The following is a 25195-nucleotide window of genomic DNA, read 5'->3' as shown; positions in this document are numbered from 1 at the left end:
CCGAGCAGCCTCGCTGCCCCGTGCCGCACCCGGCCGCGGGCCTGCCCCGCCGGTCGTTCCTGCGCCGGGCCGCCATGGGCGCCGGCCTGACCGTCGCCGCGGGGGCCGGGCTGGGCGCGTCCGCCGCCGTCACCGACAGCACGGCGCCGGTGGTGTTCCACGGCGCCAACCAGGCCGCGATCCTGCGGCAGCCGCCCACGCAGACGATCGTCGCCTCGTTCGACGTCGTCGCCGAATCGAAGGCCGACCTGACCGAGCTCTTCCGCGAGCTCACCGACCGGGCCCGGTTCCTCACCGGCGGCGGCGCGCCGGCCGCGCTCGGCATCACCGGACCGCCCGCCGACTCGGGGGTGCTCGGCCCGGTCGTGCCGGGCGGCGACCTCGGGGTGGTCCTCGGCGCCGGCGCGTCCCTGTTCGACGACCGGTACGGCCTGGCGAAGCTCAAGCCCGCCAAGCTCAAGCCGATGCAGATGTTCCCGAACGACGCGCTCGATCCGGCGCAGTGCCACGGCGACCTCAGCCTGACGCTTTCGGCGAACTCCACCGACACCGTGCTGCACGCGCTGCGCGACATCACCCGCGCCACCCGCGGCGGCATGCAGCTGCGCTGGCGCATGAACGGCTTCAGCTCGCCGCCCCGGCCGTCCGGCACCCCGCGGAACCTGATGGGGTTCAAGGACGGCACGGCGAACCCGGAAGGGTCCGAACTGGACAGTCTGCTGTGGACGAACGGCGGGGGCGAGCCCGCGTGGACGACCGGCGGCAGCTACCAGGTCGTCCGGCTGATCCGGATGCTGGTCGAGTTCTGGGACCGGGTTTCGCTGACCGAGCAGGAGAACATGTTCGGCCGCCGCCGCGACACCGGCGCCCCGCTCGACGGCGCCGACGAGAAGGACGTCCCCCGCTACGCCGAGGATCCCGTCGGCACGGTGATCCCGCTGACCAGCCACATCCGCAAGGCCAACCCGCGCACCCCGGAGACCGACAACAGCCGGATCCTGCGCCGCGCCGTCAACTACGACCGCGGCGTCGACAGCAACGGCAACCTCGACATGGGCCTGCTGTTCGTCTGTTACCAGCAGGACCTCGAGCGCCAGTTCGAGGCCGTCCAGACGCGGCTCGCCGACGAGCCGCTCACCGACTACATCTCCCCGTTCGGCGGCGGGTACTTCTTCGCGCTGCCGGGCGTCACCGGCCCGGACGACCACTTCGGCCGCGCTTTGCTCGCCTGACTGCGAACCCACCACGAAAGGAATCCACTGTGGACACGAGAATCCGCCGCCGTCGGCGCGGCCTGCTCGGCGCCGGGGCCCTGGCCTCGGTCGCCGTGCTGGCCGTCGTCACCGGTTCCGCGGCGAGCACCGCGGAAGCCCAGCCGCTGAACCTGTTCCCCGCCCACTGGATCCCGACCTCGACGCCGATCAAGCACGTCGTGGTCATCTTCGGCGAGAACATCTCGTTCGACCACTACTTCGGCACCTACCCGAACGCGGCCAACACCGACGGCACCCCGTTCCAGGCCGCGCGGAACACCCCGAAGGTCAACGGCCTGGACCACAAGCTGCTGACCGACAACCCGAACGCGTACAACCCGAAGCGGCTCACGCACGAGCAGGCGCTGACCTGCGACCAGAACCACAACTACGGCGCGGAACAGGCCGCCTTCAACGGCGGCAAGATGGACAAGTTCGTCGAGAAGACCGAGACGGACAAGTGCACCGGCCAGCCGGTCCTGTTCGGCGAGCCCGGCCTGGTGATGGACTACTTCGACGGCAACACCGTCACCGGCATGTGGAACTACGCCCAGCACTACGCGCTGAACGACAACTCGTTCGACACGAACTTCGGGCCGTCCACGCCGGGCGCGCTCAACCTGATCTCCGGCAACACCCACGGCGTCCAGGCGGTCGACCCGGTGACGCACGATCCGGTCAGCGACGCCTACGCCGTCCAGTCACCGGACGCGAACGGCATCGGCACGATGATCAACGACCCCGACCCCGCCTGGGACGACTGCTCGGACAAGAACCACACGAGCAAGGACAACCTGGCCACGATGCACGGCCGCAACGTCGGTGACCTGCTCAACCAGCGTCACGTGACGTGGGGCTGGTTCCAGGGCGGCTTCCGCCCGACCGGGTCGGCCAACGGGTACGCGGTCTGCGGCGCGACGCACGCCAACGTCGGCGGCAACGCGTCGGTCGACTACAGCCCGCACCACGAGCCGTTCCAGTACTACCCGTCGACGGCGAACCCGAAGCACCTCCCGCCGTCGTCGGTGCAGGCGATCGGCCAGACCGACCGCGCGAACCACCAGTACGACGTCTCGGACTTCGACGACTCGCTCAAGGCCGGCTCGATGCCCGCGGTGAGCTTCCTGAAGGCCCCGGAGTACCAGGACGGCCACGCGGGCTACTCGGACCCGCTGGACGAGCAGCAGTTCGTGGTCGGGGAGATCAACAAGATCCAGCAGTCCCCGGACTGGAAGTCCACGGCGATCGTCCTGGCCTACGACGACTCCGACGGCTGGTACGACCACCAGGCGTCGAAGATCCTCAACGGCTCCCACGACGCCGCGCAGGACCAGTCGGTGTGCACGGCCAAGCCGACGACGCAGGGCAAGTACGCCGACCGCTGCGGCTACGGCCCGCGGCTGCCGCTGATGGTGATTTCGCCGTACAGCAAGGTGAACCACGTCGACCACACGCTGACCGACCAGACCTCGGTGCTGAAGTTCATCGAGGACAACTGGTTCGCCGGCCGCATCGGCGACACGTCGTTCGACAGCCGGGCCGGGTCGCTGAACGGCATGTTCAGCTTCTGGTGGCCGCAGGCGAAGCGGGTCACGCTCGACCCGAAGACCGGCGCTGTGCAGCACAGCTAGCGGTCTTGCCGACCGGCCTTACAGCGCCCGATGTGGCGTGCGTCCGACGCACACCGCATCGGGGCGCTTCGGTCAGGACCGGACGGCGGTCTGCCACCGATCCGGCCCGACCGACCGCGTCCAGACGCCATGAATGACCCATTCACTTCGTCCAGCGACATGAATGAGTCACTCACGACGTCCGGGCCGCCGCCGGCGCCGCGCCGCGCCCCCGCCAGGTCGACCGGCGGGCTTCAGGACCGGGTCGCTGAACGGCATGTCCAATTTCTGGTGGTCGCAGGCGAAGCGGACCTCGCCGACCGGCGCAGACGCACACCGCATCGGGGCGTTTCGGTCAAGGCCGGACCGGGGCCAGGTCCCAGGCCAAGGTGACCACCGTGCCCGACTCCCCCGACGAAATGTCCGCCCGGTCCGCGCTCGCCCGCAGCAGCATCAGCCCGCGCCCGCGCAGGGAGACCGGGCGGGGGTCCGGGACCGGGGTGCGCCAGCGGCCGTGGTCGGTGATCACCACCTCGAGGCGGTCCTCCAGCAGCGCGGCCTCCAGGTCGACCATTCCCGGGCCCGCGCCGTCGTACGCGTGGTCCGCCACGTTCGCCAGTGCCTCGTAGCTCGCCAGGACGATGTCGCCGGCCCGGACCGGCTCGACGCCCGCCGCCAGCACCCAGGCCATCAGGTCGTGCCGCAGTCTCCGCAGCTCCTGGGGCGTGGCCTGCACCTCGCGACGGCGGAACGGGCCCACGGGTTCGGGCATCGGGGCTCGCCTCTCTCCGGGGGCCGTCACGGGGCCAGCGCTTCGTCGACCGTCGGGTGGATGCCGATCCACGTGTCGAGCCCGGTGGTCTTCAGCGGCCCCGACGTCACGGCGGAGTCGCTCACCACCCGCAGCGCGCGCTCGGCCAGCTTGCGGTGCGCCGCCGCGAGCACCTGCAGCCCCGCCGAGCAGAAGAACGTCACCTCGCGCAGGTCGACGACCAGGGTCTCCGGCTCGTCGGCCAGCACCACCGCGACGACGTCTTCGAACTCGGGCGCGCTGAGCAGGTCGATCTCCCCCGCCACGGCCAGCACCGCGGCCCGCCCCCGCCAGCCGAGCGTGACCGTCAGCTCGGTGGCGGGAAGATCCCGGGGGGAAGAGGTCACGGTCCCTTATCGTGCCCCAATCACCGGGCCGCCGCTACCGGTGCGGGAGCTGGACGACGGTGACCCAGAAGTCGTCGATCTTCCGGACCACCTCGACGAACTTCTCGAAGTCGACCGGCTTGGTGACGTAGGCGTTGGCGTGCAGGTCGTAGCTGCGCAGGATGTCCTCGTCGGCTTCGGACGTCGTCAGCACGACCACCGGGATCGTGCGCAGGCCCGGGTCCGCCTTGACCTCGGCGAGCACCTCCCGGCCGTCCTTGCGGGGCAGGTTGAGGTCGAGCAGGATCAGCCCCGGCCGCGGCACCGTCTCGAAGCGCCCCCGGCGGTTCAGGAACTCGAGCGCCTCGACGCCGTCGCTCACGACATGCAGGGCGTTGCGGATCTTGTGGTGCTCGAAGGCTTCCCGCGTCATCAGGACGTCGCCGGGGTCGTCCTCGACGAGCAGGATGTCGATCGGGTCAGCGGTCTGCGTCATGCGTCCCCACAAGGGTCTCGGTCGCCGGGAGGGTGAAGCGGAACGTGGTGCGCTCGGCCTCGGTGTCGAGCCAGATCCGGCCGCCGTGGTGCTCGACGATCCGGCGGCACATCGCCAGGCCGATGCCGGTGCCCGGGTACGCGCTGCGCGTGTGCAGCCGCTGGAACAGCGCGAAGACGCGTTCGGCGTACTCCGCTTCGATGCCGATCCCGTTGTCCGACACCGCGAACACCCAGTCGTCGCCGTCGCGCTCCGCGGTGATCCGCACCTCCGGCGGGGTCTCGCCCTTGAACTTCAGCGCGTTCCCGACCAGGTTCTGGAACACGGCCGTCAGCAACGCCGGTTCGACGCTGACCTCGGGCAGCTCGCCGCGGTCGACCTTGCCGCCGCTCAGCGAAAGCGCGACCTCGAGGTTCGCGACGGCGTCGTCGACCAGCGTGCCGGCGTCCACCGTGACGTGCTCGCCGGTGCGGCGGCCGACCCGGGAGAACGCCAGGAGGTCGTTGATCAGCACCTGCATCCGCTTCGCGCCGTCGACGGCGTACTCGATGTACTGCTCACCGCGCTCGTCGAGCAGGCCCTGGTAGCGCTTCTGCAGCAGCTGGCAGAAGCTGGCCACCTTCCGCAGCGGCTCCTGCAGGTCGTGCGAAGCGACGTACGCGAACTGCTCCAGGTCGGCGTTCGACCGCTCCAGCTCGCGCGTCCGCCGGTCCAGCATGGCGTGCGCCCGCTCGAGCTCGGCGACCTCGTCGAGGATGCGCTGCCGCATGGCCTCGACGTCGACGCCGAGCTGGGCGATCTCCTGCGGCCCGCTGCCGTGCACGGGGCGGTGGACGTCCTGGTCGGCGACGTGGCGGACCTGCCCGGCCAGCTGCAGGATCGGCCGGGTGATGACCTGCCGCAGCCCGAGGAACAGCACCAGGAACAGCAGGACGACCAGCACCGCGACAGCGACGAGCATCGCGGTCAGGAAGTTCGCCGCGGAGTCGAGGTCGGCCCGGCCCTCGGCGCGCAACGCCGTCAGGTGCGCGGCCTGCGTGTCCAGGGCGCCGCGGACCGCGTCGAACTGGGTGCGGCTGCGGTCGGCGAGCGCCGCGGTGGGCGCGGGCGCGGCCGGCGTGATCGACGGCGCCACCGTCGCCTGCCAGGTGGACGCGGCCCGTAGCACGCGGTCGAGGTCGTCGCCGATCTGGGTGCCCGGGGTGGCCCCGAGCTGCCTGAGCTGGGCGGCCGCGTCGGCCTGCGAGCGGACGCCGTCGGTGTACGGGGTGAGGAAGTCCGGCTGCCGGCCGAGCTGGTAGCCGCGGACCCCGGTCTCCTGGTTCAGCAGGGCCGTCGACAGCTGGATGGCGGCGAGCCGCTGGGCGCCGATGACGTCGAGCAGGCGGTTGCGGGCTTCGGTGAGGTTGTTCAGCGCGACACCGCCGCCGACCAGGGCGGCGAGCAGCAGCACCGCCTCGGCCACCGCGAGCAGGGTGAGCCAGCGGCGGATGGGCCAGCCGCGTGCGTCAGCGCTCATCACACCGCGCCTTCCGGGTCGTGGCTGAGCAGCGCGAGGGCGACGTCGTCGTCGAGCGGGCCGGAGTTGAGCCGTTCGGCGCGGGCGATCAGCTCGTCCAGCAGGTCGGTGCCGGCGAGCCCGGCCTGGTGCTGGATCTCGAGCACGATCTCCGCCATCCGCTCGTGCCCGAGCCGCTCGGACCCGGCGCCGACACGGCCTTCGAACACACCGTCGGTGTACAGCAGCAGCGACCAGCCCGGTTCCAGCGGCACGTCGAGCGCCTCCCACTTCGTGCCTTCGACCACGCCGAGCGGGACGCCGAGGCGTTCGCCGGAGAGCAGGTGCCCGTCGCCGGGGGTGAGCAGCAGCGGCGGCAGGTGGCCGGCCAGCGACAGGCGCAGGGATCTTCGGTCCGGCGCGATCACGACCATGCAGACGGTCGCGAACAGCGGCTCGATCCGCTCGTGCACCAGGACCCGCTCGACCATGCTCAGCACGTCGGCCATCGGCAGCCCGGCCATCACCAGCGAGCGCCACGCGATCCGCAGCGCGACGCCGAGTGCGGCCTCGTCCGGGCCGTGGCCGCAGACGTCGCCGATCATCACGTGCACGGCGCCGTCGGCCAGCTCGATCGCGTCGTAGAAGTCGCCGCCGAGCAGGGAGCCGTTGCGGCCGGGGCGGTAGCGCGAGGCCAGTTCGAGGTGCGGGTCGCGCAGCAGCGGGACGGGCAGCAGGCCGCGTTCGAGCCGCGCGTTCTCCCGGGCGAGCAGCTGCTGCTGCAGGAACTGCTGCTCGACGTGCTCGGCGCGCTTGCGTTCGCGGGCGAAGCGCAGGGCCTTGACCAGCAGCGGCCCGTCCACCTGGTCCTTGACGAGGTAGTCCTGCGCGCCGGCCGCGACCGCGGCGACACCGGTGGCCTGGTCGTGCTGCCCGGTCAGGACGACCACCGCGACGCCGGGCGCGTGCTGGCCCAGCTTCGTCAGCCCGCTCAGGCCCATGGCGTCGGGCAGCTGCAGGTCGAGCACGACGCAGTCGGCGGTGAGCGGCCCGGCCAGCGCGGCGGCCAGCGTGTCGACGCGCTCGAGCGAGAAGGGCACCGACGTGTCCGCAAGCATCTCCTCGACCAGCAGCGCGTCGCCGTCGTCGTCCTCGATCAGCAGCACGCGCAGGCGGGTACCGGGGTCCCACGTTGACTCGTGCGCGGCGGTCACCGGCGTCTCCCCGTTCGGCTGCCTGGGCCAGCACATTTCCGACGATCACCCTAGCGGCACCGGCGGCGGCCGCCTACGCCCGTGGAACCGGTCCCACGAGGTAGCGATTTATAGCATTCGGGGGGACACCGGGTGGGTAACGGTTCGGGTGCACTCCGCAAAATGCCGCCGAGCCGCCCCGTCATCCACAGTGGACGATACGGCGGCTCGGCGGCATTCGGCTCAGCGCGCGGCCAGGGTCAGCGCGAACGTGTTGCCCTCCCCCTGGACCAGCGAGCTCAGCGACGCGGTGAACGCGCCGCAGCCGGTCAGCGGCGGGATCGTGTACGTGCCGGTGACCGGGCCACCCGAGGCCGGCACGAACCCGCTTCCGGTCCGGAGGTCGGCCGGGATCGGCGCGCTCGCGCGGCAGCCCGCGTCCGCGACCGGCAGCCCGAAGAGCGTCACCTGCGGCAGGGCCAGCGCGAACGCCGAGTGCACGACGAACCCGGCGCCGTCGAACTCGCCGGTCTGCGGGCCGTCCGGGGTGAACCGCAGGTCGGCGGCGCCGGGCACGAACCCGAAGACCTTGAACTCCGCCCGCGTCCGGTCGAACACCGCGCCGAACGCGGGGCCGGCGGTGACCGAGCCCGTGAGCGGCGCGGCCGCCCCGAGCGCCTTCACCAGCGTCGAACCGGTGACGCCGTAGTCGTACGACGGCGGCGCGCCGCCGAGGTCGAAGCTCAGCAGCACCGGGTCCTGTCCCGGGTCGAGCGTGCAGTCCGAGGTGAACGAGCCGAGACCGGTGAACGAGCCGTCGGCCTTCTTCGGGGTCAGCCGGGTGCTGAAGTCCCCGATCGTCAGCGCTGTGCGGCCCGCGTTCGGCAGCTGCACCGGCGGCACGGAACCGGTCGCGTGCGTGGTGAACGCCCCCGACGCCGGCACCGCCGTCTTGGCCACGATCAGCGGCAGGGCGAGTGGCAGCGTCAGTGAGCCGTTGGCCAGCGTCACCCCTGCGGACGCCGTCCCTTCGATGCTCGCCGCGCCGACCAGGGCCAGGCCGCGGGTGGACTTGTCCGGCACGATCACCGCGACCGTGAGGTCGGTTGTCGTGAACGTGCCGCCGGGCGCGGACGGCACCTCGAACGACGCCTTGACCTCGACGTCGAGCCGCTGCTCGCCGATCAACGGGAACGGGCAGGTGAAGCTCAGCCGCTTGTCGATCACCGTCGACGCGTCCGCGGGCGGCGCGGCGAACGGCAGCACCAGGCAGGCGAGGCCCGCCGCGAGCACCAACCGGGCTTTCCGCACGGGCACTCCCTTCCCAGGCGTGGCACCGGCCCCCGCCGCAGCGCGACGGGGGCCGGCAGTCGGGGTCACTTCTTGGCGAGCACGAGGTCCAGCGTGTTGCCGTCACTCTTGGCGAACGCGCTGATGATGTCGTTGAACGGGCCGCAGTTCTGCAGCGCGGACAGCGAGTACGTGCCGGCCAGCTTCCCGCCCTTGAGCAGGTCGAAGTCGGCGCCGGTGGTCATCTCGCTGGTCGACGACGTGGTCGTGCCGCACTTCGGGTCGGTGCTGATCGGGATGCCGAACAGGTTCACCGTGGTGAGGAACGTGTCGAACTTGATGTGCGCCTTGAAGCCGGTGCCCACCAGCTCACCGGTCTGCGGGCCGTTCTGCACGACCTTGACGTCCGAGCTGCCCTGCAGGAACCCGAACAGCTTGAAGTCGGTGTGCGTCGGGTTGAGCTGCAGGTTGCCGGTGAACTTCTTCGCCGCGAGGTCCACGTCGGCGTCGAACGAGCCGGTGATCGGCGCGGTGCTGCCGAGCGACTTCAGCGACGTCGACCCGGTGATGCCGAAGGAGTACTTGATGCCCCCGCCCGGCGGGGTCGTGGTGGGCGGGGTGGTCGTCGGCGGCGTGGTGGTCGGGGGTGTGGTCGTCGGCGGCGTGGTGGTGGGCGGGGTCGTGCCGCCCCCGCCGGCGATCGTGATCGTGGCCAGGGTGTTGTTCTGGCCGGCGTCCTGCGTGCAGGGCGCGTCGATCGTGCCGTCCGGGGTGATGCCGGTGACCGAGCCGTCGGCCTTGCGCGGGGTGACCTTGAGCTGCAGGTCGCCGACCGTGATCTTCGCCTGGCCGGGCTGGGTGAACGTCAGCGACGGGGTCTTGCCCGAAGCGTTGATGTTCAGCTCGCCCGACGCCGGGATGTTCGTCTTCTCCAGCGTGATCGGGACGTTCACCGGCAGGTTGAGGCTCGGCGCGGCGACGGTCGCGGCGGCGGTCGCGGTGCCCTCGATCGTCGTGGCGCCGATCAGGCTCAGGCCCGCGACGGTGTCCGCGTTGATGGTGGACACGGCCTTGATGTCGAACGCGCCGGTCGGCTGGCCGGTGTTCACCGTGGTCGGCAGGTCGGTGTTGATCACCACCTTCAGCGACTGCGAACCCACCAGCGGGAGGGTGCAGTGGTAGTTGAGGGTCAGCGAGATCGGGTCGGCGGCACTGGTCTGCGCCCCGAGCACCAGCGCGGTGGCGACCAGCCCCACCGCGGCCGTGGCCGCGGTGGCCGCGACCGTCTTCTTCTTGCCTCTAGGGTGATTCACGATGGTCCTTCCGTGTATCAACAGTGATACGAAACGGCGCGCACATTCTCGATAATCGCGACCGAACGTAAGCTAACGAGCGCCGGCCGCGGCAATCAAGGGCTTTTGGTGAAAACGTCACGCCCCGGCGGCAAATTGTCACCCCGGCGCGTCACCCGGCTCGGGTTCCTAGCAGGCGGGGGAAGGTTTCCCCAGCACAGCGTCATCGGCGAACCGCTGACGCACGTGACAAATCCCCGCCGTGGAATGTTGACGCGCGTGCCAACCGGCCATTCTCTTCTTGCTCGCGCACAACCGCGCCGCGTAGCTTCGAAACCCATGAAAAGAATGCACAGCGCGGTGCTCGTAATGGCGGCGGCCACGCTCCTGTCGTGCGCCGCCTGCTCGTCGGACGCCCCGGCCGACCCGGGCCGGCACGCCGACCCGGCGGCGCTCGCCTGGGTCGACAAGGTGTGCACCGGGGTGGCCGCGGGCTCGGCGAAGCTCTCGCAGCCGCCGGCCGTCGACGACGCCGACCCGGTGAAGACCCGGGACGCGATGGTCGACTTCCTCGGCCGGCTGGGCGCGGCCCTCGACGACATGGCGGGCGGCCTCCGCACGGCCGGCGTCCCGCCCGTCCCGGATGGACAGTCCGCCGTGGACAAGGCGACGGGCAACCTCACCGAGACCAAGACGAAGCTGTCCGAGACGAAGACGAAGATGGAGCAGGCGAAGGTGACCGACGAGCCCAGCCTGCGTCAGGTCATCTCCGAAGCCGACTCGACGATGGGGCAGCTCTCCGACCCGGAAGGCCCGATCAAGGAGCTCAAGGCGAACCCCGAGCTGAACCTGGCCTTCGGCGAGTCCGCCACCTGCAAGCGGGTCTACGGGACCGGCTCGTGACGCGGCGCACGCTCGCCCTTCTCGTCGCGCTGGTCGTCACGGCAGCGCTCGCCCCGGCGGCTTCGGCGGACGCGGACCCGGCGCCCGGCCCGTCCGGCGACGCGTTCTACACCCCGCCGTCCCCGCTGCCCGCGGGAAAGCCCGGCGACGTCCTCCGCTGGCGGCCGTCGAACGCGGGGCCGCGCAAGGCATCCGTCGACGCGTGGCAGGTGATGTACCTGTCGACGAACGCGCTCGGGCAGCCGGACGCGGTCACCGGCACCGTGCTCGTGCCGAAGAACGCCGACCGCGCGAACGCGCCGATCGTCTCGTTCGACCCCGGCACGCACGGCCCGGCGTTCGGCTGCACCCCGTCCAAGATGATCGACATCGGCGCGTTCTACGAGCAGCCGGGCCTCGACGACCTGCTCGACGCGGGGTACGCGGTCTCCGTCCCGGACTACGAGGGGTACCAAAGCGACCCGAAGACGACCTACGTCGTGGGCCGCTCGGAAGGCCCGGCGGTGATCGACGGGGTCCGCGCGGCCCAGCGGCTCGCGGCGGCCGGGCTCTCGGCGACGTCGAAGGTGGTCTTCCGCGGGTACTCCCAGGGCGGCGGCGCGGCGGCGTGGGCCGGCGAGCTGCAGCCGACGTACGCGCCGGAGCTGAACCTCGTCGGGATCGCGGCCGGCGGGGTGCCGGCCGACCTCGTCCAGGTGACCCTCCAGCTCGACGGCAAGTTCGGGTTCGGCGTGTTCGCCTACGCCCTGCTCGGCCTCGACCAGGCCTACCCGGAGCTGAAGCTCGACTCGTTCCTCAGCGGGAACGGCCGCGCGAAGCTCGCCGAGATGCGGCAGAGCGCGTGCACGTTCGAGCTGCTCACGACCTACGCGAACCAGAAGATCGCGGACTACACGACCAGCCCGGGGTACATCCAGCCCGCGTGGGTGGCCCGGCTGACCGAAAACAAGCTCGGCGGGCACCCGCCGCGCGTGCCGGTGTTCCAGTACCACGCCACCGGCGACCAGCTGGTGCAGTTCGCGCAGGCCGACGCGCTGCACAAGGCGTACTGCGCGGCCGGGGTCCAGGAGACGTGGAAGACCTACGACACCGACCACATCACGCTGGTCTACACCGGCAACGCCGACGTCCTGGCCTTCGTCAAGGACCGGATCGCCGGGAAGCCGGCGACGTCGAGCTGCTGATCAGCGGTTCGGCCTGCCGTGCGGGTGCTGCTGCTGCCACGAGCTGACGACCGAGCTCACGTACTCCTGCCACTGGTCCTGCGCCGGCGGCGCCGACGTCGTGGGGCGCGCGGGTTTGCGTCCCGCGGCGGCGGCCGGCGCGCTGGTGGTGGTGTGCACCGGCGAGTCGTGCACCTCGGCGGTGAGCGGCGGCGCGCTGGCCGAGGCGCTCATCGTCTCGACCGCCTCACTGGACGTCGGCGGCGCCGGAGCGGTCGCGCCCGGCGGCGGCACGGCGGTCCCGCCGACCTGGTGCGGCTGGAACAGCACCACGGCGGCCAGCCCCAGCGCGACGGCTCCGCCGGCGGCGAGCACGTACGGCTTCGTGCGGCGCGACCCGGCCGGCGGCGCGTCCAGCGGACGGTCGGCCTCGGGTTCGGGCGCGTTCAGCTCGGCGTCGAGGACGGCCAGCGGGTCGGGCTTGGGGTCGGGCGTCGGATCGAGCGCGGGTTCCGCGGTGAGCATCGCGTCGAGGTCGCCGCGGATCATCAGCGGCTTCGTCTGCGAGAGGTTCACCAGTTCGGCGACCGAGGGGAGCTCACCCTCACCGCCCGTGCGTGCCATCGAAAGACCTCCACCCTGTCGGCGTCACCTGGAGGAACCATGCCCCAGCCGCGAGAGCTGCTCCGCTTCGCCATCGTCGGCCTGGCCGCGTACGGGGTCACCCTACTGGGCGACTACAGCCTGAAGCTCACCGTGTTCCGTGAGAAACCGGTAACCGCGCTTTTCCTTGCCACGGTGGCCTCGACGGCGTTCGCGTACCTGCTCTCCCGGCGCTGGTCGTTCGCCGGCCGCGGCGGGCACCGCCGGGTCCGGGAGGCGGTGTTGTTCTTCGCGGTCAACGCGGGCGCGGTGGCCGTCAACCTGGTGCCGCCGCTGGTGTCGCGGTACGTGCTGCACCTGGCGGAGCCGCAGGTGAGCTACCTCGCGCAGGAGATCGCGGACTTCGTCGCGGGGATGGTGCTGGGGACACTGGGCGGCACCGCGTTCCGCTGGTTCGGCTACCGGCGGTGGGTGTTCCCGCTAACGCCACCAGTTCGCGTCGCCAAGGCTGACGAAGCCGAGCTTCTCGTAGAGCGGCCGGCCGGCCCGGGACGCGCTCAGCGTGACGGGCAGGTCGTCGAAGTGCCGTAGCACCGCGTGCGTCAGCGCGCGCCCGATGCCCTGCGACCGGCGCTCGGGTTTTGTGGTGACCCAGTAGACCCCGCCGACCCCGCCGTGGGCCATGGTGAGGCAGGCGCCGGCGTCGCCGTGGAGGAAGAACTCGAGGCTGCGCTGCTCCCGGAGCGCGGGCGGGAAGACGGTTGCGGGGGCCAGCGGCTGGTATTCCTCCAACGGAAAGCCGTGCACGACGATGTCCTCGGCCCTGGCCAGCTCGGCGTCCGACTCGACCCGGCGGACTTCCGGCGCCTCGGGAACCGGCGCGGGTTCCCGCGCCATGACGGGCAGCTGCCCGGCGGTCATCCCGGCACTGAGGTCGAGCACGCGGAAGGGATCCTCGACGACCACGGTCCGGCCGTCGTTCACCCGGTCCCGGGCGAGCTCGGCGAGCCGGCCCTTGTCCGCTTCGGCCGGCGCCGGGGTCCGCAGCATGATCCGGAACCGCCGTCCGTCGATGACGGTGAAGGCGGGCTCTTCGACAACGGCGTCACCCCGGGCGCGGGCCAGGGTGGTCCACATCGCGATGGCGTTGTCGGAGGCCTGCCGCAGGCGCTCGGTGAGCAGTCCGGTCATGCGGGGCAGCTTATGGCGGGATTGGCCCTTCTCCCAGGGCCAATCCGACGCGGGTGGACCGGTCCACTCGGCGTCCGCCTCAGTCGCGCCCGGGCAACGCCCGCTCCGCCAGCAATGCCAGCTCCAGCCGCAGCCGCTCCCCCGGATCGTCCAGCCGCGCCCCGAACAGCTCGGCCAGCTTCTTCAGCCGGGCCCGGATCGTCTGCGGGTGGAGCTCCAGCATCCGCCCCAGCTCCGGCGCGCTGCCGCGGGTCTGCACCAGCGCCAGCAACGTCTCCGCCAGCTGCTCCCGCCGCCGCTCCGGCAACCCCGTCAGCGGCGCCAGCGTCGTCGCGGCCAGCTGCGCCGCCAGGAACTCGTCCGCCAGCAGCAAGAGCGAGGTCACGTGGTCGCGGCACCACACCACCGGACCCGGGACGTCCAGCAGGCCGCGCGACGCCAGGTCGGCCGCGCGCCGGGCGATGCGGAACGACTCCGGGGCCTGGGCCAGTGGGACCAGCGGGCCGACCGCCGCCGTCCAGCCGGCCGGGAGGTCGCGCAACCCCGTCAGGTCCGGGTCCGGGGCCGGGGTCAGCGCGGCCGGCGGGTCACCCGCCGGGTCGGCCGGGACGTGCTCGGGCAGCAGGTCCGGCGGGAACTCCGGGGCGCCCGGCAGCGCCCGGAACGCCACCGCGGCCACGTGCGAGGGCACCGGGAGCCCGGACGCCGCGACCAGACCGTCCACTTCGGCCGGTGTGCGGCCGCCGAGGAGCGCACGCAGGAGACGGCGGTGGCGCTCGCCCGTGCCGGACATCGCCGCTTCGGCCGCGCGGTAGCCCTCGGCGACCGCCGCCATCGACGTCTCGACGTCGGCGAACATCCCTTCCGCCGCGCCGTAGAGGACGTCGCCGGACAGGCGCGCTTCCCGCGCGATGTCGGCGATCCAGCGCCACGTGACCCGGCTCGACACGCGAACCGCCGCCTGCACGGCTTCGCGGCTGAGACCATTGTGGAACGCCTCGCGCCCGTGGCCGCGGAACTCGGCCAGCCGGTCGGCCTGCCACATCGCGGGGGTGCCGACGCGGTCGATGTCGCGCTCGATCCCCCGCCGCGTCTGCTCGATCGCGGCGACCCGCTCGGGGCCGTGGCCGAAACTCCGGGAATATTCCGGAATCTCACTGGCGATGCCGTCGACGCAGGCCCGGGCGATCTCGGGGATCCGCGGGCGCACCGCGTCACCGAGCTCGTGGGGCAGCCGGGACCACACGGAGCCGTCCGAAGCAGCGGAACCGCGCATCGGGAATTCGGTCCTCCACTCGGGAATTGGCGCCCAGAAATTTCTCCGCCATCTGACACGGAGCGTAGAACGCGCACCCGTCCGTGTCAAAAGGATGTGTCCGCGTCACCCTTTCAGGGAACTCGTCGTTGATTTTTCAGTGACACGTGCTTCGGATACGCTCTGCTCCCGCCCGGACGAGAACGCGAAGGGGGATTCGTGGTCGAGTACCGCAGCTTCCGCCTGCTGGCCTCGCTGCCGCGCGCGCTGGGCGCGGGCCTGCGCCCGCACGTCGGGCACGCCGCGGCGTCGATGATCCAGGAGGTCCGGCGCACGGTCCCCGCCTACGGCAGGCCGCTCACCGGCGTCTTCGGGAAGGTGCTGGTCAAGAGCGTCGAGTACGCGGTGCAGCACTGCGTCGACTCGATGGGCGAGCCCGGCCTGTCCCACGACCACTGGGTCGAGTTCTACCGCGGCCGCGGTCGGATCGAGTTCGCCGAGGGCCGTGACCTCGACGCGCTGCAGGACAGCGCCACGATCGGGGCCCGGGTCGCCTGGCGGGCGATGCACCCCGGGGTGGTCGCCGCGGGGGTGGACCCGGCCGTCATCTCGGTCGCCGCGGAAGCGATCTTCGCCTACGTCGACGAGCTGTGCGCGACCGCGATCGAGGGGTACCAGCAGGCGCAGGCCGAGGCCGAGGGCGCCGTCCCGGTCCGGCGGCGGCGCCTGCTGGAGCTGATCGTCCAGGGCCCGGAAGGCGCCGCGAGCAGCATCGCCGGGCTGGCCGGCGGCGCGGGCTGGCCGCTGCCGGAGACCGCCGCGATGGTCGCCCTCGAACGCGGGCCCGACGCCGGCGACTTCCCCGCCGACCTGCTCGGCGACGGTGTCCTGGCCGACCTCGAGAGCGCCGAGCCGCACCTGCTGACCCGCGACCCCGACGCCGACCTCACGCCGCTGGAGCCCAAGCTCGGCGGCTGGCGGGCCGCGGTGTCACCGACCGTGCCGCTGGCCGACGCCCCCGCCGCGCTGCGCACCGCCCGGCGGGCACTGCTGCTCTCCGGCCCGGACACCGGCCCGGTCATCTGGTGCCGCGACCACCTCGCGACGCTCTGGCTGCTCGCCGAGGACTTCCTGGCCGCCGAGCTCGCCCGCCAAAGCCTCGACCCGTTCGCCTCGCTCGGCGAGAAGCAGCGCGAGCGGCTCAGCGAGACACTGCTGGCCTGGCTGGAGACGCGCGGCGGGGCGCCCGAGATCGCGCAGCGCCTCGGCGTCCACCCGCAGACCGTGCGCAACCGGCTGCGGCAGCTGGAGGAGCTGTTCGGTGACCGCCTCAAGGACGCCGACGACCGCCTCGGCATGCAGCTCGCCCTGCGCGCCCAGCGGCTCATGCGCGCGCACCGGCCCACGGACGGCTGACCGGCGCGGTGGCCCGGCGGCCAGCCGGCTCATCGGCACCGGCAGCACCCGCCGCCACGGCCGGCCCGCCCGTCGCGCCGGCCCGGGCTCGCCGGAAAAGAAACTCGCGCGGCAGGACATCAGCGCGCCCGGTGCGTCATAACGGCCATGTCCGAGGAATACCCGGATACCGGCGGAATGTCGATACGCATTACCGGCGCCCCCGCGAAACCCCGTACGCAGGGCCGCCTTTCGGCGGCCGTTCTTGTCATGCCCGGCGCGGATTTCGTCGCGGTAGCGCTAACACATCCGGCGCGAGTGGTCGGATGCCCTATTTTCGGTCCGCGAGAAAGGTGGCCGATGACCTTCGAGACCTACACCCTGACCCTGCACGGCCGGCGCGTCCGCCTGCACGAGCACGATCCCGAGACGGCTCCGCGCGACGAAGCGATCGTGCTGCTGCACGGGATCGCGGGCAGCGCGCGCACGTGGGCGCCGGTGCTGGACCGGTGTGCGGCGCTCGGCAAACGTGTTCTCGCACCGGATCTACCCGGCCACGGCGAATCGGAAGCGCCGCGGGCGGACTACGGCCTCGGCGCGCTGGCGAGCATCGTGCGGGACGTGCTGGCGGTGTCCGGCGTCCGGCACGCGACGATCGTCGGCCACTCCCTCGGCGGCGGGATCGCGATGCAGTTCGCCTACCAGTTCCCGGAAATGTGCGACCGGCTGGTGCTGGTCGGCAGTGCCGGGCTCGGCCCGGAGGTGAGCCCGGTGCTGCGGGCCGCCGCGCTGCCGGGGGCACCCGCCGTCCTGGCTCTGACGGTGAACCGGGTGACGCTCGCCCTCGCGCGGGCGGCGGCCCGGCTCGGCCGGCGGTTCGGCGGGTCGCTCGAGACGGAAAACCGCGAGCTGGCACGGCATTTCGGCTCGCTGGCCGACCCCGCGCGGCGGCGGGCGTTCCTCTTCATCGCCCGCAGCCTCATCGACCTGCGCGGCCAGCGCGCGAGCGCCGTGGAGAAGCTCTACCTGGCCGAAGCGGTGCCGATGCTGCTGGTCTGGGGCGCGCGCGACCCGCTCATCCCGGTGCGGCACGGGCGCCGGACCGCCGAACTGCTGCCGAACAGCCGATTGACCGTGCGGGAAAACGCGAAACACTTTCCACATGTGGCCGACCCGGACGGGTTCTGCCTGCTGCTGAACGAGTTCGTCACGGGGACCGAGCCCGCGCGGCTGACCCTCGACGACGTCGTCGCCCGGCTGACGGCCGCGACGGGCGGGAAAACGCCCGCCTGAAAAGTTGTCATCCGCGCACCATGCGCCCCCGGCGGAAGTGTCACCTCGCGCCGCGCCGTTCCACCCGTTCGGGTGTAGTCCGGACGGGTTACCCCGAAGTCAGCGGAGAACCCGTTGACAGTGCCGTTCGCGCGAAATTATGTTGCCTGAGCCACAAAATCCGGACCGGCTTCGACGACGAAGAGGCCAGTTTTGTTGCCAGCAAGGATAAAACACATGACCGACGTGGACACCGGGTTCGCCGCCCCCGCCCTGCGCGCGGGACGGCCCAACCCCGGCGAGCGCTCTTCCGGACCGGCCCACCGGCAGCAGTCCGTGTCGGCCGACCGGGTCCGGCACCCCTACCCACCCGCCCCGCGGACCCCGGCGGAACCCCGGCCCGTACGCGCTTCCGGCGCCATCGGGCTGTGGGCGTCCCTGCCCCGCGAGCTGGCGATCCGCTTCAAGCCGCGGGTCGACCCGCTCGCCCGCGCCATTCTGCAGGAGGTCCAGCGGGCGGTGCCCGAGTACCGCCAGCCCCTCGAAGGCGCGTTCGGGCACATCATCACGCAGGGTGTCCGGCAGGCGATCATCCAGTGCCTCGACAGTGTCGGCACCCCCGGCGCCGTGCCGCTCGAGACGTGGACGACCGTGTTCCGCAACCTCGGCAAGATCGAGTTCAACGAGGCCCGCAGCCTCGACTGCCTGCAGACGGCGTACCGCGTCGGCGGGCGGGTCGCGTGGCGGCACATCTCGGAGTTCGGGCAGGCCGCGGGCGTGTCCGCGGACACGCTGTGCACCTGCGCCGAGGCCATCTTCGCCTACGTCGACGAGATCTCCGCGCTGTCGATCGAGGGGTACACGGCGGCGCAGACCCGCGCGGCCGGCACCCGCGCCCGACGGCGCAGGCGGCTGCTCGAACTGCTGCTCGCCGACCCGCCGTCCGCGCCGCAGACCATCAGCGCCCAGGCCGCCACCGCGCAGTGGGCGCTGCCGGCCGAGGTCACCGTCGTCGCCCTCGAACCCCGCGCCGACCAGCACAGCCTCGCCGCGCCCGACCTGCATTCGGACGTCCTCGTCGACCTCGAGGGCGGCGAGCCGTGCCTGGTCACCGGCGACCCGGACAAGCACCTGAAGAACCTCACCGAGCGGCTGGGCGGCTGGCGCGCGGTGATCGGCCCGACCGTGCGGCTCACCGACGCGCCGCGGTCCCTGCTGTGGGCGCGGCGGACGTTGAAGCTCGTCCAGCGCGGGGTGCTGCCGGACGCGCCGGTGACCCGCTGCACCGACCACCTGTCCACGCTGTGGCTGCTCGCCGACGAGTTCCTGGTCCGCGAACTGTGCTCACGCAGCCTGGAGCCGTTCAACGACCTCACGCCGAAGCAGCGCGCGCGGCTCGGTGAGACGCTGCTGATCTGGCTGCAGTCCCGCGGCAGCGCACCCGAGATCGCGAAGAAGCTCAAGGTGCACCCGCAGACCGTGCGCTACCGCATGCACCAGCTCATCGACCTGTTCGGCGACCGGCTCAACAACGCCGACGACCGGCTCGACATGGAGATCGCGCTGCGCGCGGAGGCTCTGCTCGGTTCCTGAAAACTCCCCTTCGACGATGAGGTGGGCGATGACGGGACCGCCCGTCGAATCGGCCTTCGGGCCGATGCTGAGCGGCGACGGCCGGCCGGGACAGCTGTGGACCCTGCTCCCCCGCGAGCTGGCCGCGGTGTTCCGGCCGCGCATGCTGGACGTCGCCGACGAGGTGCTGCGCGAGATCCAGCGGACCATCCCGGACTACGCCCGCCCGCTCGACGGCGCCTTCGGCAAGGCGCTGCGGGCCGGGGTGCAGGCGGCGATCCTGCAGTTCATCGACCGGATCGCGGCGGCGGGCACGGTGTCGGACGAGCGACGGCGGGTGTTCGTCGGGCTCGGCGTCCACGAGCTGGCGCAGGGCCGCAACCTCGACGTCCTGCAGGCGGCCTACCGCATCGGCGCGCGGGTCACCTGGCGGCGGATGGCCGAGGTGGGCACGCGCGCCGGCGTGCCGTCGGCGACGTTGTGCCTGCTCGCCGAGGCGATCTTCGCCTACATCGACGAGCTCTCGGCGTTGTCGATCGAAGGGCACGCGGCCGCGCAGGCCCGCGCGGCCGGCGCGCGGGAACGGCGCCGGCGGCGTCTGCTCGACCTGTTGCTCGCGGACCCGCCGTCCCCGTCCCGGACGGTGCAGGAAGCCGCGACGGCGGCGGACTGGCCGTTGCCACACCGGCTGGTCGCGGTGGCCCTCGACGGGCCGGCCGACGTCACCGGCCTGGACGCGCTGGAGGACCTCGAAGACGGCACCCCGCGGCTGCTGCTGCCCGCGCCGGCGGACCGCGCCGCGCTGACGACGGCGCTGGCGGGCCACCGGGCCGCGGTCGGCCCACCGGTGCCCCCGCGCCAGGCGGCGCGTTCGCTGGCGACGGCCCAGGAGGCCCTGCGCCTGGTGCCGGACGTCCTCCCGGACGAGCCGCTGACCTGGTGCGAAGACCACCTCGCGACGCTCTGGCTGCGCAAGGACCCGTTTCTCGCGACGGAGGTGTCCCGGCGCCGGCTGGCCCCGCTGACGGCACTGACCCCGAAGCAGTACAGCCGCCTGGCCGGCACGCTGCTGGCCTGGCTGGAGACGTGCGGCAACGTCCGCGAGGTCGCCGACCGCCTGGCGATCCACCCCCAGACGGTCCGAGCCCGGGCTCAGGAGCTGGAAACCCTCTTCGCGGACCACCTCCGCGACCCGGACGACCGCTTCGAGATGATCCTCGCCCTCCGCGCCACCCTCACCTGACCCCGTGTCGACCCTCCAATCACGCGTGATGCCCCTTCAATCACGCGTGATGCCCGCTCAATCACACGTGATGCCGCCCCGGTCACGGCTGGGGGTCACCTCCGGCCGCTCGGCGTCGTCGTGCGAGGCTCCCGTCACGTGCTCGGCGAGGTCGTCCAGGGTCGCGCCGCGCAGCAGCAGGGACACCGGCAGCTCGACCCCCAGCTCGCGCTCGGCCGCGGCCCGCGCGTGGTTGGCCGTGAGGGAGTCGAGGCCGAGGTCGATCAGCGGCACGTCGCCGGTCACCTCGACCGGAGGGCAGCCGAGCAGCCGCGCGAGGAGGCCGGCGAGCCGCTCGTACATCGTCGGTGACGGCGTCAGCGCCGAGAAGAACGGCCGCTCCGGCAGCGGCCCCGCGCCGAGCCGCGCGATCCCGACCGACGGCAGGTCCGAGGCGAGCACGGCGGGCAGGGCGTCGAGGGCTTCGGCGAGCGGCATCGGCTCCAGCACCGGGTCCGCTGTCCACGGGCCCCAGTTCACGGCCGTCGCGGGCAGTCCCCGCGACCGGCGCCATGCCGCGAACGCGTCCAGCCAGGCGTCCGCCGTCGCCGTGGCCGTGCGCCCCGGCGAGCCGAACAGCGTGTCCGACGACGAACACAGCAGCCACCAGTCCGGCGGGGTGTCGGCCGTCGCCTCGTGCAGCCGGCGCGCGCCGAGCACCTTGGGCCGCCACGCCGTCTCGACGTCGTCGGTGGGCACCCCGGCCGCGTGCACGATCCCCCGCAGCGGCAGACCGTCCGCGACGGCGGCGGCGACCAGCCGCTCCGCGACACCGGGTTCGGCGACGTCGCCGACGTCGACCACGACGTCCACTCCGGACAGTTCGACCACCGCGCCCCGCCGTCCGGAAAGGACGATCCGGGTGGCGCCGTGACTCGCCAGCCAGCGCGCGGTGGCCAGCCCGAGCGCGTCGAACCCGCCGGTGACGATGTAGGCGCCCGGCCCGGCCGCCACACCGTCGACGAGCGGCACGCGCGCCAGCCGCGCCGCGTACCGGACGTCATGGCGCCAGCGTACTTCGTCGTCCGGTGCGTCCGAGCGCAGCTCGCGCACCAGGACGTCCACAGTGGACCGTGAGTCGAAGTCGACCAGGCTCGCCCGCAGTCCCGGCCGGTCGAAGGCGAGCACGCGCACCAAGCCGCGCAACGCCACCAGTCCCGGCTCACCGCTCGACTGCGTGACGAGGTGGAACCGGACGCCGGGGCCGAGCCGGGTCACCACCGAGAGGAGCGAACGCAGCAGGTCCCGGGCATCTTCCGGATCGTGGTACGCGTGCGGCGCCCCGGTGAGGAAGACAACGCCGCGCACCGGCCGGCCGGTCAGGAACCCGGGCAGCTCGTCGAGGTCGTCCTGGGGCAGGGAAAGCGCTTCATCACCGGCTTCGGCCAACGCCACGGCCAGCGCGACGGCCCGGCCGAGCGCGGCCGGGTGCTCGTCGGTCAGCAACAGCCAGGAGCTCGGTCGCGGGACGGCGTTGACCGGCAGCGGCACCTCGGGCCAGGTCGTGGTGAACGCGCGGGCGGCGAGCGGGACACCCCCGAGCGCCTGGCGGCGGACGTCGCCGAACTCGGCCACCACCTCGCCGTCCGCCGCGATCAGCTGGACCGCATTGCCCGCCACCGTCGCCTCGCACCGCACGCCCCGGCGCGGATCACCGAGCAGACGGACCCGGCCGAACCCCGTCGGCAGGTCGATCGGGCCGGTCGGGCGCGCCGCGGCCGGCACCTGCAGGCAGGTGTCGGCCAGGACCGGGTGCAGGGCGTAACCCGGCGGTGACGGCGTCACCGTGGCGGAGACCCGGCTGACACCATCCACTTCGGACATCACGACCGGCGGCGGTTCCGCGTCGGCCGACACCCACGCCGTCGCGTGCCGCACCCAGCCCGACCCCGCCTTGGCCCGCACGACCGCCGTGCCGTCGGCCCGGATCTCCGTGCTGAGCAAGGTTTCGCCGGTCACCGCAAGCATCCGGTGGACTTCGAGGCCGTCCACGCGGACGCGGTGAGTGCCGAGCAGCTCGCGCGCCCCCGCGAGGAAGAGCTCCAGGAACCCGGTCGCCGGGAACACCGGCACGTCGTGCACCCGGTGTTCGCCGAGCCACGCGGGTGCATCCGGCGTGATCACCGCCTGCCACAGGTGACGGCCCTCGTCCGGCACCTCGACCCGCGTGCCGAGCAGCGGGTGCCCGTCCTCCCGCCGCGGCGGCCGGAACGTCCGGTGTGTCCACGGCGGCGGGGGCAGGTCGAGCACGGGCGCCTCCGGGTACCTCCGGTCGAGCACCGCGGGGTGCCCGGCGGTGTGCAGCTCGGCGAGCGAGCGCGCGTAAGCGTTTTCTCGACCGTGACGACGACTCAGGGTGGCCAGCGTCCGCACCTCGCGCGCGGTCTCTTCGACGGCGGCGAGCGCGATCGGGTGCGGAGAGATCTCGACGAACCAGCGGTGCCCGTCGGCAACCGCGGCGGCCACTGCCTGGCTGAACCGGACCGGGCCGCACAGGCTGGAAACCCAGTAATCTTCGTCGAACGCAGGCAGGGCACGCGGGTCGTCGAGCACGCTCGAATACCACGTGGTTGCCAGTACCTGGGGCCGCAGCGCCCCCAGCTCGGCCCGGAACCGCGCGAGATCCGTTTCAACAGCAGGAAAATCCGCCGTTCCGGATGTCACCGTCCTACCACGACTCTCCACATAAGACACCAGAGCAGCGAGATCCTCTGGAGCACCGGAGACCGTGCACCGCGTAGGCGAGTCGTCCACGACGACCGTGACCCGCGGGAACCGCGCCTCGACCTCGGCCGCCGACAGCTCGACGACGACCGTCGCGCTGGAGGGCAGCTTCGCCCGGGCGACAACGAGCTCCAAGCCCGCCCCGGCGTCCAGCGCGCCCGCGAACACGGCCGCAGCGACCTCACCCGTCGAGTGGCCCAGCACGGCCGCGGGCTCGACACCGTGCGCCCGCCACCACTCCGCCAGGGCGACCTGCATGCCGAACAGCAGCGGCCGGACCGTCGCCGGACCACCGAGGTCCCGCGGCCGCCGCAGCGCGCCCCGCAGCGAGAACCCGGCCTTGGCCAGGAACAGCGGCTCCAGCGCGGCGACCGCGGCGCGGAACTCCGGTTCGGCGCTCAGCAGCCGGCGGCCCATCGCCGGCCACTGCGAGCCGTCCCCCGAAAAGACGAAGACCGGACGCGGCAGCTCGCGCCCGGCCGTGCCCCGCACGACGTCCACTGTGGTCTCACCGCCCGAGAGCGCCCGCAGGCCCGCGGCGAGGGCGGCCCGGGACGACGTCACGACGGCGGCCCGCAGCGGCAGCTGCTCCCGGCGCCGGGCGAGCATCGCGGCCAGGTCCCCCGGCGTGGTGGTCCGGCCCGGTCCGGCCAGCCAGTCGGCCAGGTCACCGGCCCGGCGGCGCAGGGCCGGTTCCGACCGGGCCGACACCGTGAACACCTGCGGCCGGCCGTTCCACCGCGAGCCCGGCGACGCGGGGTCGAGCGGCCTCGGCCATTCTTCGAGCACCACATGCGCGCCGGTCCCGCCGAGGCCGAACGCCGAGACACCGGCACGCGCGGTGCCCGCGTACCGGGGCCAGTCCACAGTGGACAGTCCAGTCAAGCGCGGGAGCCGCCCGTGCCAGAGCGCCAGCACCACCTTGACCAACCCGAGGATCCCGGCCGCGGCGCCGAAGCCGATGCTGGCCGAACCGAGCAACAACGGCCGGAGCGGGTCACGGTGGCGGCCGAGCACCACGTCGAGAGCCTGCGCTTCGTCCGGCGAGGTCCCGTGCGTCTCGACGTAGTCCACAGTGGACGTATCAGAGCCGGCGACGGCGTGCGCGTCGGCCAGCACCTGTTCCTGCGCAGCCGACCCGGTGGCCCGGCCGGCCGAGCCGACGGCACTGCCCCGGATGACGGCCAGCACGCGGTCGCCGTCACGGCGGGCGTCGGCGAGCCGCTTCAGCACCACAACACCACAGCCCTCACCCGGCACCACGCCCTCGGCGACGATCGGCGGTGTGAGCAGCAGGTGGACCCCGGCGGCCAGCGCCAGGTCGGCCTCCCCCGCGGCCAGCGCGCGGACCGCCTGGTGCACGGCGACCAGCGCCGCGGAGTCCGCCGTGTCCACGGCCAGGCTCGGCCCGCGCAGGTCGAACCGCTCCGACACCCGGTTCGCGATCATCGACGCCGGGCCGCCACCAGCCCCGGCGAACACCCCGGTGCGGCTGCCGCGCACGGTTCCGGGCGGAATCCCGGCGTGTTCGAACGCGGCCCACACCACCTCCAGCACGATCCGCTCCCGCGGGTCCATCACCGCGGCTTCGGCCGCGCCGATCCCGAAGAAGGCGGCGTCGAACCCGGTGACGTCGGCGAGGAACGCCCCGCGGGCCGGGAACCACGGACGGCGGTCGGCGGGCGCCGGGCCGGTCACGTCGGCGCCGGCCAGCAGCGCACGCCACAGCGCGTCGGGCGACTCGACGCCGCCGGGCAGGCGGCAGCCGAGGCCGATCACCGCCACCGGATCACCGGACCGGTGCAGGGGCGGGGAGCCCACCTCCAGCGCCTCGACCAGCGCCGTGATCGACGGATACCGCCAGAGCAAGCCGAGGTCGGGGGCCCGGCCGAGCCGTTCGCCGAGCTCGGCGGCCACGGTGACGGCGTCGCGCGACGACAGTCCCAGCTCGGCGAGCGGCACACCCGCGTCGACCAGCTCCACCGGCAGCCCGGCCAGCCGGGCGATCCGCTCGGTGAGCCACCGGCGCAGCTCTTCCGGCCCGGTCATCGCCGGCCGTCCGCCGT

General features: G+C 72.8%; 20 protein-coding genes. 9 read left to right on the top strand and 11 right to left on the bottom strand.

The window, feature by feature from the left end; genetic code table 11:
- Nucleotides 1-74 precede the first annotated feature (74 nt).
- Complete coding sequence (locus ACZ63E_RS15445; protein WP_465336721.1) at nucleotides 75-1232, top strand: Dyp-type peroxidase; 1158 nt, start codon at nucleotides 75-77, stop codon at nucleotides 1230-1232.
- A 29-nt stretch (nucleotides 1233-1261) separates the two neighbouring features.
- A complete protein-coding gene (locus ACZ63E_RS15440; protein ID WP_465336558.1) occupies nucleotides 1262-2884 on the top strand; it encodes a phospholipase C in 1623 nt (540 codons plus the stop codon).
- Nucleotides 2885-3218: 334 nt separating this feature from the next.
- Here the strand turns inward: ACZ63E_RS15440 and ACZ63E_RS15435 are convergent, their stop codons facing one another.
- The 7 genes from ACZ63E_RS15435 to ACZ63E_RS15405 form a co-directional block, all read right to left on the bottom strand.
- Nucleotides 3219-3635, bottom strand: a complete 417-nt coding sequence (locus ACZ63E_RS15435) for an ATP-binding protein (protein ID WP_465336557.1) — start codon at nucleotides 3633-3635, stop codon at nucleotides 3219-3221.
- Between the two features lie 26 nt (nucleotides 3636-3661).
- Nucleotides 3662-4021, bottom strand: a complete 360-nt coding sequence (locus ACZ63E_RS15430; protein ID WP_465336556.1) for an STAS domain-containing protein — start codon at nucleotides 4019-4021, stop codon at nucleotides 3662-3664.
- Nucleotides 4022-4055: 34 nt separating this feature from the next.
- Entirely contained in the window at nucleotides 4056-4496 is a 441-nt protein-coding gene (locus ACZ63E_RS15425; RefSeq protein ID WP_465303295.1) for a response regulator, read from the bottom strand.
- Entirely contained in the window at nucleotides 4480-6015 is a 1536-nt protein-coding gene (locus ACZ63E_RS15420) for a sensor histidine kinase (RefSeq protein ID WP_465336555.1), read from the bottom strand. The genes ACZ63E_RS15425 and ACZ63E_RS15420 overlap by 17 nt, the downstream gene beginning before the upstream one ends.
- The gene (locus tag ACZ63E_RS15415) at nucleotides 6015-7208 is read right to left on the bottom strand and encodes a PP2C family protein-serine/threonine phosphatase (RefSeq protein WP_465336554.1); all 1194 of its coding nucleotides are present in this window, start codon (nucleotides 7206-7208) and stop codon (nucleotides 6015-6017) included. The genes ACZ63E_RS15420 and ACZ63E_RS15415 overlap by 1 nt, the downstream gene beginning before the upstream one ends.
- A gap of 222 nt (nucleotides 7209-7430) precedes the next feature.
- A complete protein-coding gene (locus ACZ63E_RS15410) occupies nucleotides 7431-8498 on the bottom strand; it encodes a DUF6801 domain-containing protein (RefSeq protein WP_465336553.1) in 1068 nt (355 codons plus the stop codon).
- 65 nt (nucleotides 8499-8563) lie between these two features.
- Nucleotides 8564-9790, bottom strand: a complete 1227-nt coding sequence (locus ACZ63E_RS15405) for a DUF6801 domain-containing protein (protein ID WP_465336552.1) — start codon at nucleotides 9788-9790, stop codon at nucleotides 8564-8566.
- 318 nt (nucleotides 9791-10108) lie between these two features.
- Between ACZ63E_RS15405 and ACZ63E_RS15400 the strand changes: the two genes are divergently transcribed.
- Both ACZ63E_RS15400 and ACZ63E_RS15395 read left to right on the top strand, forming a co-directional pair.
- Nucleotides 10109-10672, top strand: a complete 564-nt coding sequence (locus ACZ63E_RS15400) for a hypothetical protein (protein ID WP_465336551.1) — start codon at nucleotides 10109-10111, stop codon at nucleotides 10670-10672.
- A complete protein-coding gene (locus ACZ63E_RS15395; RefSeq protein ID WP_465336550.1) occupies nucleotides 10669-11856 on the top strand; it encodes a lipase family protein in 1188 nt (395 codons plus the stop codon). Before ACZ63E_RS15400 ends, ACZ63E_RS15395 begins: the two co-directional genes overlap by 4 nt.
- Here the strand turns inward: ACZ63E_RS15395 and ACZ63E_RS15390 are convergent, their stop codons facing one another.
- Nucleotides 11857-12459: a hypothetical protein gene (locus ACZ63E_RS15390; protein WP_465336549.1), complete on the bottom strand. Its 603-nt coding sequence runs from the start codon at nucleotides 12457-12459 to the stop codon at nucleotides 11857-11859.
- Between the two features lie 39 nt (nucleotides 12460-12498).
- On the opposite strand from ACZ63E_RS15390, the gene ACZ63E_RS15385 reads away from it, so the two are divergent.
- Entirely contained in the window at nucleotides 12499-13029 is a 531-nt protein-coding gene (locus ACZ63E_RS15385) for a GtrA family protein (RefSeq protein WP_465336547.1), read from the top strand.
- Here the strand turns inward: ACZ63E_RS15385 and ACZ63E_RS15380 are convergent.
- On the bottom strand, nucleotides 12919-13629 hold the full coding sequence (locus ACZ63E_RS15380) for a GNAT family N-acetyltransferase (protein WP_465336546.1): 711 nt from the start codon (nucleotides 13627-13629) through the stop codon (nucleotides 12919-12921). The genes ACZ63E_RS15385 and ACZ63E_RS15380 overlap by 111 nt on opposite strands.
- 79 nt (nucleotides 13630-13708) lie before the next feature.
- Complete coding sequence (locus tag ACZ63E_RS15375; RefSeq protein WP_465336545.1) at nucleotides 13709-14905, bottom strand: PucR-like N-terminal domain-containing protein; 1197 nt, start codon at nucleotides 14903-14905, stop codon at nucleotides 13709-13711.
- Nucleotides 14906-15103: 198 nt separating this feature from the next.
- Between ACZ63E_RS15375 and ACZ63E_RS15370 the strand changes: the two genes are divergently transcribed.
- The 4 genes from ACZ63E_RS15370 (at nucleotide 15104) to ACZ63E_RS15355 (ending at nucleotide 20366) form a co-directional block, all read left to right on the top strand.
- The gene (locus ACZ63E_RS15370; protein ID WP_465336544.1) at nucleotides 15104-16300 is read left to right on the top strand and encodes a PucR family transcriptional regulator; all 1197 of its coding nucleotides are present in this window, start codon (nucleotides 15104-15106) and stop codon (nucleotides 16298-16300) included.
- Between the two features lie 339 nt (nucleotides 16301-16639).
- Nucleotides 16640-17572, top strand: coding sequence for an alpha/beta fold hydrolase (locus tag ACZ63E_RS15365; RefSeq protein ID WP_465336543.1), 933 nt, complete (start codon nucleotides 16640-16642; stop codon nucleotides 17570-17572).
- Nucleotides 17573-17788: 216 nt separating this feature from the next.
- Nucleotides 17789-19144 (top strand): PucR-like N-terminal domain-containing protein, encoded by a 1356-nt coding sequence (locus ACZ63E_RS15360; protein ID WP_465336542.1) that lies wholly within the window; start codon nucleotides 17789-17791, stop codon nucleotides 19142-19144.
- A 28-nt stretch (nucleotides 19145-19172) separates the two neighbouring features.
- Entirely contained in the window at nucleotides 19173-20366 is a 1194-nt protein-coding gene (locus tag ACZ63E_RS15355) for a PucR family transcriptional regulator (RefSeq protein WP_465336540.1), read from the top strand.
- A gap of 57 nt (nucleotides 20367-20423) precedes the next feature.
- Here ACZ63E_RS15355 and ACZ63E_RS15350 read toward each other — a convergent pair whose 3' ends face one another.
- Nucleotides 20424-25178, bottom strand: a complete 4755-nt coding sequence (locus ACZ63E_RS15350) for an acyltransferase domain-containing protein (protein WP_465336539.1) — start codon at nucleotides 25176-25178, stop codon at nucleotides 20424-20426.
- Nucleotides 25179-25195: the final 17 nt, after the last annotated feature.

The sequence above is a fragment of the Amycolatopsis sp. NPDC104819 genome, assembly GCF_055583145.1.
The sequence above is the reverse complement of the archived record's forward strand: the minus strand, read 5'-3'. Positions and strand labels throughout refer to the sequence as shown.

Bases quoted from the DNA above. Each gene is read 5' to 3' on its own strand.
- ACZ63E_RS15445 (WP_465336721.1), top strand. From the start codon at position 75: ATGGGCGCCGGCCTGACCGTCGCCGCGGGGGCCGGGCTGGGCGCGTCC.
- ACZ63E_RS15435 (WP_465336557.1), bottom strand. From the start codon at position 3,635: ATGCCCGAACCCGTGGGCCCGTTCCGCCGTCGCGAGGTGCAGGCCACG.
- ACZ63E_RS15425 (WP_465303295.1), bottom strand. From the start codon at position 4,496: ATGACGCAGACCGCTGACCCGATCGACATCCTGCTCGTCGAGGACGAC.
- ACZ63E_RS15420 (WP_465336555.1), bottom strand. From the start codon at position 6,015: ATGAGCGCTGACGCACGCGGCTGGCCCATCCGCCGCTGGCTCACCCTG.
- ACZ63E_RS15400 (WP_465336551.1), top strand. From the start codon at position 10,109: ATGAAAAGAATGCACAGCGCGGTGCTCGTAATGGCGGCGGCCACGCTC.
- ACZ63E_RS15390 (WP_465336549.1), bottom strand. From the start codon at position 12,459: ATGGCACGCACGGGCGGTGAGGGTGAGCTCCCCTCGGTCGCCGAACTG.
- ACZ63E_RS15385 (WP_465336547.1), top strand. From the start codon at position 12,499: ATGCCCCAGCCGCGAGAGCTGCTCCGCTTCGCCATCGTCGGCCTGGCC.
- ACZ63E_RS15380 (WP_465336546.1), bottom strand. From the start codon at position 13,629: ATGACCGGACTGCTCACCGAGCGCCTGCGGCAGGCCTCCGACAACGCC.
- ACZ63E_RS15375 (WP_465336545.1), bottom strand. From the start codon at position 14,905: ATGCGCGGTTCCGCTGCTTCGGACGGCTCCGTGTGGTCCCGGCTGCCC.
- ACZ63E_RS15365 (WP_465336543.1), top strand. From the start codon at position 16,640: ATGACCTTCGAGACCTACACCCTGACCCTGCACGGCCGGCGCGTCCGC.
- ACZ63E_RS15360 (WP_465336542.1), top strand. From the start codon at position 17,789: ATGACCGACGTGGACACCGGGTTCGCCGCCCCCGCCCTGCGCGCGGGA.
- ACZ63E_RS15355 (WP_465336540.1), top strand. From the start codon at position 19,173: ATGACGGGACCGCCCGTCGAATCGGCCTTCGGGCCGATGCTGAGCGGC.
- ACZ63E_RS15350 (WP_465336539.1), bottom strand. From the start codon at position 25,178: ATGACCGGGCCGGAAGAGCTGCGCCGGTGGCTCACCGAGCGGATCGCC.